Consider the following 12,584-nt stretch of genomic DNA (forward strand, 5'->3'; position numbering starts at 1 on the left):
TTGGCTATCTCCGGAGAGGCTCACCACTTGGTGGCTTCGAGCAGCAGGTCTGTCGTCGTGGTTCAGGCGGGGGCGCGCAAGTAGGGCGGAAAGCCCGTGGCGTTATCCGGTGTTGGTAAAGAGGCACTGCGATTTGCATTCTCGCACGCATGTTCGACAACACTCGGCCTGACACCTCGAAAGCACCGCAGCAGACGGGGCGCTTACCGAAGCCATCTGACCGCCCGAGCTCGTCGAACGCGGCGCCGGCTCTTTCATAGATGCGCCGCATATACGGTTCGTAGTTCGAAATCATCGTGTGGATACCGTTGTCGAGCGCCACCTCACAGAGCGCCAGCAGAAGGAGGCAAAGCGCTCGCTCGCACCGCATGTCAGGAAAATCGCGGGCAAGCGCCTCCTCGTCGACACACATGAGCGTGCCCTCCCATATGCCGGGTGCGATCAGATCGGCGGCATGGGGAAAAGTGGAGCGGAAAACGTCGTAAAGAAGGGTGGGGCCGGTGGTCGGCATCAGCCGCACCGCCCCATAGAGCTGGTCTCGATCGTCATCGCACCAAATGAGATAACCCGGATTGTGGCCGTCATAGCGGTCGCGTTCATACGGACCGGATGTCTTGACCTTCCAGCGCAGCTGATCGGCAAAGACTGTCTTCCTCAACCGGAAATATTGATCCAGCAAGTGTTCATATCGGCCGTACTGATGGCCCTGGACGAGTGCATACGGTCGCCTCCATTTGGATGTCGGCGAGAACATGCAATCGAAAGTGCAGGGAGAAAATGTCCGCAACCTGATACCCTCAAGTGTAGGTATTGCCATAGGGATTGATCAGGCGCAGTTGTGCAGCGCGTGCGGTTGCGGCTGATCTGGTCGCACATCCCAGTTTTAGTTGTGCCGATTTGAGGTAGGAACGAACGGTGTGCTCTGACAGGCCGAGAATGGCGGCGATTTGGGGAGCTTCCTTTCCAAGCGCGGCCCAGTGCAGGCATTCGACCTCGCGGCCCCCTAGCAAAGGAACCGGATCGTCTTCGCCATAAAGTTCACGGACCGCCTTCTTGTGGATGAGAAAGGCGAGCTCGACCCATTCTTCGCGCTGCTCCACGACGAGGGCACTCCATTCGCGGTCTGGTTTTTTGGAGTTCAGCGAAAAGAGCGCGCGGCGCGACTTGGTGACGACCGGAATCGAGAACCCGTTCTCGCCAAGACCGAACGTTATAGCGTCGGCATAAAATGCCAGCGCGGCCTCCGGGATTTCAACTTCGCGCCAATCGAAGGGCAACTGCCGAACGAGACCCTCGTGCAGGATAGGATCGACTTTGACAAAGTCCTTCAGGAGGTAGCGTGCCACCCACGGATCGGGATAGGTGGTCCTGACAAAGGGTGTGTCCACCGCGCCTGCGATGGTCTGGGCGAGATGATAAGTGACAAAGTCGACTCCATAGTTCGCCTGAACAATTCTGATCGCCTCGTCGACGGTGGGTGCGCCTTCAATGCCGGCGGAAGTGATACGAAGCAGCGCGGATTCGTTTGTCTGCATAAGAAAATCTCCACAACACGAGCGTCCTGTGGGACGCCCTTCTTTGGACGTTGACGCGAGAGGCAGCGCTTCGCCGGGAAGGAGGTTCGGCGACACCGGCCGTCAACCGACAGTGCGAGGGCCGAAAATATTGCATTTGGAAATCCTTAGCTGCGCTACGCGCGGGTGGCGTCGCAGGGGGCGGCCGTTATCCATTGCGTTGCTCACTTCTGCAAAACAGAGGAAACGAGCGCAGCCGGCTTGCGGGCGGCGTCAGGCGGGCGTTCAACGAGAATGGTGACTTTCGGCGGCTGGGCGTCTGGGGCGAGATCCGCTAGTTCCTGGTCCAGTTGCTTGTCGGCCGCCGTCAGACGGTGATGCAGTCGGTGATCGTTCGTCCAGGTCGGTGTGCGGTAGGTCTCGAGCCAGCGCGAGGGTTCGCTGACATCGCGGGTGAGCGTCCATTGCCTTGCCCCAGCCCGGCTTTGCACATGCCGACGTCTGCGCATGACGTCCATGAACTGATTGGCATTGTCGTGCGCAATGGAATATTCGATGGTGACCAGAATCGGCCAGTCTTTGGGCTCGAGATCGAGCGCGATCGCCGGCACAACGAACGACCCGGACGGTTCCAGTGCCGGGTCGACACGGTTGCTGATCGGCAGCTTGACACCCGAGGCGGCGGCGAACAGCGACGCCACGGCGGAAGCTGTGAGCGCAGAGAAAAGCAAATGAGTCTCGGCGTGCCCCAGAGCCAGCTGCCGCCGGCGATGCCGCCATAGGTGACGGCGCTGTAGATCGAGATGGTCCGCCCCGCCACCCAGCGCGGACTGGCGAATTGCACGTTGACGCCGAGGACCGATAACGCCGTTACCCAGCCGGCGCCGCCAAGCGCGAGCGACGCGGCAAACTCCCACGACAGTGCACAGGTCGCGCAGGCGATGCAGGCAGCAACGAAGATTCGTTCCTGCGCGAAGCTCTGCCGGAGAGGCTGATTTGCCAGCCCGGCGACAAGTGCACCAGTGCCGAAGCCGGCCATCAGAAGGCCACCGGCGAGCGGACCCGCCGAAGGCGCCGACGACGATGAAGCCGCCCAGCGCCGCACCGTCACAGCGCCCCGTTTTGTTGCCGGCCGACATCAGCATGAACGCCGCCGGATGAATGGGCGTATGCTTCCTCTCGAAATAGGTGCTTTGCCATCCGCCATTGTCGTTGGAGATGACTTTAATGTAGCCGGTGCGAATATAGATGTAGGCATGGGCCGTGTAGACGGCATGCTCGGTGATATTCGCAAGGCCCGCCTTGAGGCTCTCCTCGCTGCCGCAATTGCGGTGAGGTCGGTCATCTTGTCCAGCAAGTGTTGCAATCAAAAGTCCTTGGGCAGTGAGTTAGAACACATCACGTTGAACCTTTTGGCGCCGATACCTGAAAATGCGCCTGTTCCCATCCCGCCAAGGAAAGGACAGCTTGGGCGGGAGATGGAGCAAAAACCAGGCCAGCTAACTCGCCCTGCGGTAGCGCCTGAAAATCAGTCGGTTCCGCAAAAGCTGTGCTTCCAGATCCTGTTGTTCATGTATCGAAAGCGAAAAAAAGTCTCATCGGTGAGACGCCCGGCTGGTTATAGCGCGGCTTCGAGCTGCAGAGGTTTGAGATCAGAGACGCGAGGAAATCCTAGTAACAGCGGATTCTTCAGTGGTGCCAGTTGTCCTCGGATGTTGTCATCAGTTGCCGCAGTTATTGCCCACCTCCTCTGCTTTCTGTCTTCAGGTCATGAGACCGCCACCGCAGGACGGGACTGCGGACGGAAGCATCATGCCAACCTCCGCAAGTGTCCGCCATGCGGCTGGCTGCTCATCAGCAGCACATGGATCAGGGTGAACAGCCGCCGCGCGGTGTCGATGTCGACGGCGACCTTTGAGGCGAGACGCGCCTGCAACAGTTCGGCCGCTTCGTTGTGGATGCCGCGGCGCCCCATGTCGATCGCCTCGATCTTCTCCGGACTGGCGCGGCCGGCGGCGTCGTTGAAGCTGTCGCAGATGAGGGCATAGTCCTTCAGATGCCGGCGAAACGGCGTCAGCGACAGATGATGGCTCACGATATGCTCGCCGTCGTCAAGCAAAATCGTCATCACCAGACGGCGGTCGACAAGTGCGAGCTCGAGGCGGTAGGGGCCGCCGTCATGGCCGACGGGAGCGAAACTGTTCTCGTTCAGGAGATCGAAGATCGCAATCGCCTGTTCCCGCTTGAGATGCGGATCGTCCTGAACACGAAAGGAGCCATCGAGCGAGACGGCGCAGAGCCGCGCGCCGGATGGTGAGGCTTTAGAGACCGTGGCCGCCTTCATGTCGCGCCTCCGCCATTCGGCGCCACATGCGTCAAACACGGTCGGGATAGAGGGGGCTGCCGTCGGCCGCGAGAGCCAACGGCAGCCGAATTACCCCGGGGGACCGGCGTCGCGGTTCCCTCCGGGGTTACGGCAGACCGGGGTCCGCCTGTGCGACCGGCCTGCCGTGTCTTGCAAAAGTTGCTGGAAAGTGCAGGTTTCGTCAAAAAAATCGCTGCCGTTGAAGGATGTTCAACGGCAGCCAAGCGACCCTGAGAGGGCGGGGAAAGACGTGCCGCACTGAGGGTTGAACCATATCCGGCCGCGACGGGGCGCCCGGCGGAATGCGTCGCCATGTTGTCCGTGCCGCTGGCAGCAAGCCTTGGGCTGTGCGTAGACCCACAGAACGTGGCTGCCGCCGGAACGCCGTCGGCGACAGCCACGCCGCCCTGGGAGGCTGGGCGAAGGAGAAGTCGGCTGGAAACATGTCCTGCAGGAATTCCCGGGCGAACCGCGATAGCCGTTCGTATTCGTTGCCGGGCGGTGCCAGGGATACCGCTGCAGATCCAGGGAAAGTCGGCTGCCGTCGGGACCTGATCGGCGGCAGCCGAGGTACCCTGCGCGGCTGGGGTAAAAGCCAAGCGCAGGTCAGGAGCTTGTGCGGACCGGCCTTGACGACGGATGCTCGTCGCCAGGCCAGCCAAAGAGCCGCCGCCGAACATGCGATGCAAGGATTGCTGTCTGTTGACCGTCTGCCGCATCTCAACTGCTCCTCACGGCCGCGATACGCGGGCTATCGGCTGGCTGCGTGCGCGCGACGGGGTGGTCGAGCGCTCGATCGTCAGCACGGTCTGAGGGGCGGCTTCTCCGTCATGCAGCGCCGCAAGCTCAGCGCCGAGCTCCTGATCGGTGGCCGACAGGCGGTGGTTCAACCGCAGATAATCCGTCCAGGTCGGCGTGCGGAACGTTTCCGTCCAAAGGGTCGGGGTCAGGAGATTGCGCTGGAGCGTCCAGTTGCGTGCTCCCGCCTGGCTCTGAATGCGCCGGCGCTTGCGCATGCAGGCGAGAAAGGCATCGTGATCCTGTTCGGCGATGACATAGTCCACCTTCACGACGATCGGGCCGCTTCTCGGCTCCAGGTCGAGCGCAAGCGCCGGAGGTTCGAAATCGGAAGCTTCCTGCTCGGCTTCGTCCCACAATTCGATCGGCAGCACGAATGCGGCGGCGGCCACCAGCGTAAGGACCACCGCGGCCCCCTGGAATGCCATGGTCAGCGAATAGGTCTGGGCGATAAAGCCCCAGATCCAGCTGCCGGCCGCCATGCCGCCATAGGAGAGGGCGTAATAGATCGACAGCGTACGGCCGACGACCCAGCGCGGGCTCGACAGCTGGATCGCGACGTCGACACCGGTCCAGGTTAAAAGCCATCCCGCGCCGCCAATGGCGAGCGCCAGCGCCGCTACCGGGATCGACGTCGTCAAGGGGAGCAGGAAGCAGCACGCGGCACAAGCGACCGCGGCAAGCGCGATCAGCCGGTCCTGCGGCACGATCCGGTGCAGGTGACTGCTGCTCAAACCGGCGCTGAAGGCGCCGATGCCGAACGCCGCCAGCAGTGCGCCGTAAACAATCGGTCCGCCGGTCAGATGATCGCGGACGATCAGCGGCAGCAGCGCGAGGATGGAAATGCTGGCCACGCCGAACAGGGTCCCGCGCACGATCGCCGCCCGGATTTCCGAGGACATCGCGGTAAAGCGCAACCCGTCGTGAATGGCGATCGTGACACGCTCGCGCGGCAGCGAGGACGAGCGCACGTGCCATTTCGAGCGGGAGATCGCAGCAAGCGGCACCAGATCGCTCAGCGCCGCGAGCACGAAGGCCGCAAGCGGGCCGAAGAAGGCAAGGATCGCGCCACCGATGGCAGGACCGGTGCTGCGAACGATGTTATAGCCGATCGACATCAGCGTCACCGCCGCGGGAATGTCGCGCTTTTCCAGGATATCGCCGACGGAGGCGTGCCAGGCCGGATCGTTGAGCGCAAAGCCGCATCCGGCCAGGAACCCCAGTCCGAGGATCAGCCACGGGCTGACAAGGCCGAGCGCAACGGACACCGCCAGCGTCATCGATGCAAGCGCGATCAGGAAATGTCCGGCGAGCATGACGCCGCGCCGGCTGAAACTGTCGGCGATGGCGCCGGCAAGGATCGACAGGAAGAAGGCCGGCAGTGTCGACGAGGCCTGCACGAGCGCCACCATCAGATCGGAGGCCGAGATCGTCGCCATCAGCCAGCTGATCGCCGTCGTCTGGATCAGCCATCCGAGGCTGGAGATCTGCGTCGCCGACCAGATCGCACGAAACGCCCGGTTCCGGAGCGGAGCCAGGGTCGTGGAAACGGCCGGATGCGGATCGTCGCGCTGCATTGCTTATCTTGTCTTTCCAGGCTCCTAACGCCTTGCTGCGATGCAGCAGAATATCTGGTGTCGGTGGGCGGATTTCTCCATTATGCGGTCAGCCGATGCAGGAAACCGGCATATACCGCGGGTAGGTAGTGTGTTCACATCGTTACGTTATAACTGTCAAAGCTGATTAGGAATGTGACTCTGCCAACCGATTAGAAATGCGACGCTGGCACTGACGCTCAGCCCCCGATCCGACCGGCTGAGCCGGGTTGCAAGGGAGGAGCGGGGCGGGTGAGACGCACCCCTTCGGCTTTAGATCCCATGAGGAGTGAACAGCGGCCGATGCTCTGGCAGAGTGAGGCTGCATCAAAACACTCGCTCAGGAGGAGCAGTTTATGGAACCTGCATCCATTCATCCAACCGCTGTCCGCACTGATCTTGGCGCAATTTTTGTGTCATTGGAACTAAGCCGATCGACCTGGCTGGTTACTTCGCTGTCGCCGGGTAGTGGCGAGAAGATGTCGAAGCACGTAGTGGCCGGTGGCAATGTCGGCGAGCTGCTGGATCGCTTTCAGCAGCTACAACAGAAGGCGCGGTTGAGAACAGGGAAGTCATTTCCCATCGTGACGATCCAAGAGGCGGGACTGGACGGCTTCTGGATACATCGCGTGCTGGAGGCTCACGGCGTCGAGAGTTACGTTGTTGACGCAGCTTCTATCGCTACCTCCCGTCGACGTCGGCGTGCGAAGACCGACAAGATCGATGGAGAGGCTCTGACGCGCACATTGCTCGCGTTCAAGCGAGGCGAGCCACGCGTATGTGCGATGGTCAGAGCGCCAGATCCGAAGGACGAAGATCGGCGTCGGATTTGCCGGGAACGCAAAGTTTTGATTGCTGAACGGGTCAGCCATGTCAATCGCGTGAAGGGGCTACTCTTTGCTCAAGGCGTCAGCGGCTATCAACCGCTCCGTAAGGATCGCCGTCAGCGGCTGGAGGAGCTCCAGACCGGAGATGGGCGCGAGTTACCGAAACACCTGAAGGCTCAAATCAATCGCGAACTCGACCGTCTCGAGTTGCTGCTAGAACAGATCGCTGCAGTGGAGAGCGAGCGTAATTCTCTCCTATCGACGTCCGAGCAGCCAGCGGTTGAGGCAACCTCGCCCGCAGCGATGCTGCTGTCCTTGAAGGGTGTTGGCGCTGAATTTGCCGCCGTTCTTTGGACCGAAGCCCTGTCCCGGCATTTTGATAATCGGCGGCAGACCGCCTATGCAGGTTTGACACCGACCCCATGGATGAGCGGGACCATCGACCACGAACAGGGTGTCTCAAAAGCAGGAAACCCTCGGCTGCGCACCACGATGATTCAACTGTCTTGGTTGTGGCTACGCAATCAGCCAGCATCAGCGCTCAGCCGTTGGTTTGTGGATCGGGTTCAGTCGAATGGTGGACGCTTAAAGAAAGCCGCGATAGTTGCCCTGGCGCGCAAACTCCTTATCGCGCTGTGGAAGTTTGTCACTGCGGGTGTTGTCATCGAGGGGGCTGTCATGAAGACCGCCTGACGACCAAAAAATTGCCGAACACACAAATCTTCCAGGACTGATCACTCCTGGCGGATCCAGGTGAGCGAACCGCCGCAAAGTCGGGCTTCAAATGCCGCGCTTTAGATTGGTCCCGTTCTCCTGAGCCTTGCCGCTACGCAAGCGGGATAATGGTGCTGCCGGACAAAACGGCGACCGTATGTGAGTTTGAACCGGTGACGGAAACGTGCCGCGTCAAGCAAGGTGGCTCAGACCATGGGTTCGATACGAAATCGAAGGGGCACGCTATGAAACTATGATTGATCTTGACGGCGAAATCCTCATGTGAGCTTTGAGACTATGTCCCTCACCATTCATTCCGCAGCTTCCATCCGCGCCAGCGCCTTCTGTCGTTTGGCAATCACCTCCGGATCGTTCATGAAGTCCGTCCGCCGGCCGGGCTTGCGGCCACACTTCTGATAACCATTTCCCTGGCTGCCATCCGGTATCCCAAACATATGATCCGTCTGACCGGTGCGGCGAGGGCCGCTTTTACTGCGCTGCAGTTCCCGTCCAGCCTGCAGCTCAGCGACGATCGAAAGCATGTCGTCCAAACGCTTGTTCTCGACGACCTCCGGCCGGTGGATCGACCGCAATGAGTCGAAGGTTCTGTAGGGCAGGGTAAAACTCTCGTGCATGATCTCGAGGCGGCCGTCCGGGTAGTCGCAAACGACGACCTTCTTACCCGCCAGGGGCCTGGAAAGCTCCGTCGGATCGAGAATGAACAAGACCTTGTCGTAGCGGAGCGTCAGGGACTGCGACAGCGTGCGGACCTCCTTCCGGCACATGGCACCATCGAGGTTCTCATGATCGGCCACAGGACGATGCATGTCCTTCGGATTGCGCGGCGGTTTGCCAAAACGGACATTGAAATCCTCGATAAACGCCGGTGCATAGAGGTTTGCGGCCTCGATCGTGTCGATGCCGCGAAGCCGCAGTTCCTTCACCAGCCGATCCTGCAGCGTCTGATTGGCTCGTTCGACGCGTCCCTTGGCCTGCGGGGTGTTGGCGCAGATGATGTCGATGTTGAGCTCATAAAGCGCTCGCCCGAACTGCGTCAGGCCGCTCGTCCGGTCTTTCTCCGACGCATGGATCGAACGAAAGACACCATGCTTGTCGCTGTAGAACGCCAGAGGCTTGCCCCATTGCTGCAGATAGGCCTTCGTCGCATGCAAGTAATCGAACGTGTTCTCCGATCCGGCAAACCGCAGATGTAAGAGCTTGCCGGTAGCATCGTCGATGTAGACGAGCAGGGCGCACTTGGGGCCGCGGTTCTCGAACCACCAGTGATGCGAGCCATCGATCTGGACGAGCTCGCCGAGACAATCCCGCCGGCCGCGCGGCTGGAAAACCCGCTTCTTACGTTCGCGCCGCGAGATCCAGATGCCAGCCTCGGTCATCCATTGGCGCAGCGTCTCCTTGGCGACCGAAATCTGATGCAGTTCGATCAGCTTCTCGCGCGCCAGCGTCGGACCGAAATCCAGATAGCGTTCGCGGATCAGATCCAGCGCCGCATTGCGAAAATCCTCGCTGTGGCGCCGATTGCTCGGTCGGGATCGATTCTTAGAAACAAGACCGGCCGGACCATCCCGTTGATAGGCCTGCAGCAGCCGATGGACCGTAACCGCCCGATTGGCACCGCCTGCCGGATAAAGCCTTGATGGCCTAAGACACGTGTTTAACGACGTCGTTAGCGACGTGTCTTGGGCGAGGTATGTGCTGCGTGTCGAGATTCTTGGGCAGGAACGTCGGCGCCGGTGGCGCGACGAACAGAAGCTCGAGATTGTCATGTCGGTTGGGATCGAGGGGGCGACGGTTACTGAGGTTGCGCAGCGACACGATGTGACGCGCCAGCAGATTTACACCTGGCGTAGTGAGCTGAAGAAGCAGGGACTTTTGTCGTCTTCTGCGAATGCGGTGTTTGTCCCGGTGGACATGAATGCCGTGCAGATCGAGGTCTGCGGAGACCGTCAAGACCCGCCTGGGATGATCGAGTTGCGATTGATCTGCGGTCGCAGCCTTCGGTTCGACAGCGCTGTGGACGGCGCCACCCTGAAGCGACTTATCCGGGCGGTGGAGGCGGCATGATCGGACCAGGGACCGGCGTGCGGGTGTACCTGGCCTGCGGGATCACGGACATGCGCAAAGGAATAGAGGGCCTGGCTGCGCTTGCGCAGGATGTATTGCGCCAGAAGCCGACAGGCGGCGCGGTCTTCGCCTTTCGCGGCAGGCGTGGCGATCGTTTGAAGCTGCTTTATTTTGATGGGCAGGGCTTCTGCCTGTACTACAAAATTTTGCAGAAGGGGCGGTTTCCATGGCCTTCAGCAGCAGATGGAACGGCCCGGCTGACAACGGCGCAAATGGCCATGCTTTGGGAAGGGATCGATTGGCGACGTCCGAACTGGGGCGCGCCGCCGGCGCGTGTCGGTTGAATTTATCTCCACTGAATCTGCTTGTTTTTATGGATACTCGCCCTGACCTATGGTAGTCAGGTTCATGTCGAGCGCGCCCCAAAATCTTCCCGATGATCCGGCCTTCCTGAAGGCAATGATCGCCGTCTTGCAGGCGGAAAATGCGAAGATGTCGGCGACATTGCAGGTGCATGACCAGTTGATCCAGTCCCTGCGGCTGCGCATCGCCAAGCTGAAGAAACAGGTCTTCGGCAAGTCCTCGGAAAAGATCGAACGGGAAATCCAGCAGCTGGAATTGGCGCTCGAGGATCTTCTAATCGCCGCGGCGGAAAGCGGCACGAAGCCGCTCGATGAGGTCGATGAGGTCGATGAGGCCGTGCCTGCCGCACCTGTGGCAAGCACGCCCGAAAGGATTATGCGCCGTCGTTCGCGGGTATCGGAAAAGGCGGCTCGCGAGCGCAAAGAACTCGATCCTGGCACCTGCTGCCCCGATTGCGGTGGTGAACTGCGCCTTGTTGGCGAAGACGTAAGCGAAATCCTCGACATGATCGCGGCGCAGATGAAGGTCGTCGAGGTCGCTCGATTGAAGAAGTCCTGCCGGTGCTGCGAGAAGATGGTGCAATTGCCGGCCCCGAGCCGTCCGATACCGGGCAGCATGGCGGGGGCTGGACTTCTGGCTCACATCCTGGTCTCGAAGTTCGACGACCATCTGCCATTGTATCGTCTGAACGAGATCTTCGCCCGCATGGGCGCCGATATCCCCGATAGCACGCTGGTCGATTGGTGTGGTCGTGCCATGCAGGTGCTTCAGCCTCTGATCGAGCGGATTGAGGCCGCGATCATGGGTAGTGACCTCCTCCATGCCGACGATACCCCGATCCGTGTGCTGGATCGCTCGCTACGCGATAGGGGGTTAGGCAAAGGCGTGAAGAAAGGCAGGATCTGGACGTATGTTCGAGATCAGCGTCCATGGGCGGGCGCAGCCCCGCCTGGTGCGGTCTACTATTTTGCTCCCGACTGGAAGGAAGAGCACGTCCATCGTCACCTCAAGCAGGCAAGTGGCATCCTTCAGGCAGACGGCTACAAAGGCTACGGAAAACTCTACGAACCCAATACGGACGGAAAACGGCGCTTCCGTGAGGCGGCCTGCTGGGTGCATTGGCGACGTGACTTCCATGATATCTGGACCTCGAACAAATCCGTGATCGCGCGCGAGGCCCTCGACCGTATCGGCGCGCTTTACGACATCGAACGCGACATCGCGGGTCAGCCTGCCGATGTCCGCCTTACCGCGCGCCAGAAGCTCAGCAAGCCAAAGGTAGAAGCATTGCGTGTCTGGGCCGAAGCGCAATTGCCCCGTATTCCGGGCAAGAGCGATTTGGCGACAGCTCTCCGGTATGGCCTGAGCCGGTGGTCCTCGCTCTGCCTGTTCCTGGACGACGGTCGTGTCGCCATCGACAACAATGCCGCTGAGCGAGCCCTGCGTCCGATAGGAGTTGGAAGACGCAATTGGCTCTTCGCAGGAGCCGACACGGGGGCGGAGACCCTGGCGCGTGCCATGACGATCATCGAAACGGCCAAGATGAATGGCCTCGATCCGCAGGCCTATCTGGCCGATCTGCTCGACCGCATCCACGATCACAAGATCAATCGCCTCGACGAACTGCTTCCCTGGAATTGGTCGCCTGTCGTCACCATCTGCGCCGAGGCAGCCTGATGGCAACAATCACTTATGTCCGCACGATCAAATATGTCGCTGAAATTCTCGGCGAGGATCCGGAGCTTCTCCGGGCAATCATCTCCAACGATGATAACCTGACCTACGGCAGCATCATCAGCGTCTATAACGGGGAGGACGAATCCATCACCGCGCTGACAGACGACGGCATGGAGGAACTGGAACAGATGCTCTCCTACGCTCGCCGTTCAACCGACGAATGGAACGACTTCCTCGATAGCTTTGTCGACGACGAGGAGCTGGTCGCCCGCTTCAAAGCGAAATCTCCGCGGTAACAATCGGTCCGTTACGATGGACCTGGCTTCGACTGAGATCGAGCAGTTCAGCCGCCTGGACGACGCTCAGGCGCCGGTCGCGGATCTTCTGGATGACTTCGAGGCGATGCAATTCTCTCTGCGACATGGTGATCAAACAGGACATCACGACTCCGAACGCTCATGGTCTCCACCAGGCTGAAGTCGTCATCCTTGCTCCCAACGTTGGTATTGACCAGCACGTCGAGAGGCGAGACTGTCGCATCTCTAACTGGCCCAACTGTCGCATTACTAAATAGCCCTTACAATAACATATCGCCTAATGTATCGACGGGAATATCGGTTTCCGTCTCATGGCATGCCGGGCATGG

At 60.4% G+C, this 12,584-nt stretch carries 9 protein-coding genes and 3 pseudogenes; 5 read left to right on the forward strand and 7 right to left on the reverse strand.

The window, feature by feature from the left end:
- Positions 1 to 4 precede the first annotated feature (4 nt).
- The 5 genes and pseudogenes from NL154_RS28070 to NL154_RS28090 form a co-directional block, all read right to left on the reverse strand.
- A complete protein-coding gene (locus tag NL154_RS28070; RefSeq protein ID WP_430960515.1) occupies positions 5 to 754 on the reverse strand; it encodes an acyl-homoserine-lactone synthase in 750 nt (249 codons plus the stop codon).
- Positions 755 to 797: 43 nt separating this feature from the next.
- Entirely contained in the window at positions 798 to 1,535 is a 738-nt protein-coding gene (locus NL154_RS28075; protein WP_430960511.1) for a LuxR family transcriptional regulator, read from the reverse strand.
- 203 nt (positions 1,536 to 1,738) lie between these two features.
- A pseudogene (locus NL154_RS28080) lies at positions 1,739 to 2,553 on the reverse strand (MFS transporter).
- Positions 2,554 to 3,324: 771 nt separating this feature from the next.
- Positions 3,325 to 3,858, reverse strand: coding sequence for a UPF0262 family protein (locus NL154_RS28085; protein ID WP_430960512.1), 534 nt, complete (start codon positions 3,856 to 3,858; stop codon positions 3,325 to 3,327).
- 752 nt (positions 3,859 to 4,610) lie between these two features.
- Positions 4,611 to 6,254, reverse strand: a complete 1,644-nt coding sequence (locus tag NL154_RS28090; RefSeq protein ID WP_430960513.1) for an MFS transporter — start codon at positions 6,252 to 6,254, stop codon at positions 4,611 to 4,613.
- A gap of 374 nt (positions 6,255 to 6,628) precedes the next feature.
- On the opposite strand from NL154_RS28090, the gene NL154_RS28095 reads away from it, so the two are divergent.
- On the forward strand, positions 6,629 to 7,792 hold the full coding sequence (locus NL154_RS28095; protein WP_430961210.1) for an IS110 family transposase: 1,164 nt from the start codon (positions 6,629 to 6,631) through the stop codon (positions 7,790 to 7,792).
- Between the two features lie 332 nt (positions 7,793 to 8,124).
- Here the strand turns inward: NL154_RS28095 and NL154_RS28100 are convergent.
- Positions 8,125 to 9,429, reverse strand: a pseudogene (locus NL154_RS28100) (ISNCY family transposase); the annotation flags it as partial.
- Positions 9,430 to 9,526: 97 nt separating this feature from the next.
- On the opposite strand from NL154_RS28100, the gene tnpA reads away from it, so the two are divergent.
- From tnpA to NL154_RS28120, 4 genes are all read left to right on the forward strand, one after another.
- On the forward strand, positions 9,527 to 9,898 hold the full coding sequence (gene tnpA, locus NL154_RS28105) for an IS66-like element accessory protein TnpA (protein ID WP_430961194.1): 372 nt from the start codon (positions 9,527 to 9,529) through the stop codon (positions 9,896 to 9,898).
- Positions 9,895 to 10,242: an IS66 family insertion sequence element accessory protein TnpB gene (gene tnpB, locus NL154_RS28110; RefSeq protein ID WP_028749098.1), complete on the forward strand. Its 348-nt coding sequence runs from the start codon at positions 9,895 to 9,897 to the stop codon at positions 10,240 to 10,242. The genes tnpA and tnpB overlap by 4 nt, the downstream gene beginning before the upstream one ends.
- 64 nt (positions 10,243 to 10,306) lie before the next feature.
- A complete protein-coding gene (gene tnpC / locus NL154_RS28115; RefSeq protein WP_434734557.1) occupies positions 10,307 to 11,938 on the forward strand; it encodes an IS66 family transposase in 1,632 nt (543 codons plus the stop codon).
- Entirely contained in the window at positions 11,938 to 12,234 is a 297-nt protein-coding gene (locus NL154_RS28120) for a hypothetical protein (protein ID WP_028747203.1), read from the forward strand. The genes tnpC and NL154_RS28120 overlap by 1 nt, the downstream gene beginning before the upstream one ends.
- Before the next feature lie 13 nt (positions 12,235 to 12,247).
- Here NL154_RS28120 and NL154_RS28125 read toward each other — a convergent pair.
- Positions 12,248 to 12,379 (reverse strand): annotated as a pseudogene (locus tag NL154_RS28125) (helix-turn-helix domain-containing protein); the annotation flags it as partial.
- Positions 12,380 to 12,584: the final 205 nt, after the last annotated feature.

It is taken from the genome of Rhizobium sp. YTUHZ044, assembly GCF_051123975.1.
In the GTDB taxonomy this organism is placed as follows: Bacteria; Pseudomonadota; Alphaproteobacteria; order Rhizobiales; family Rhizobiaceae; genus Rhizobium.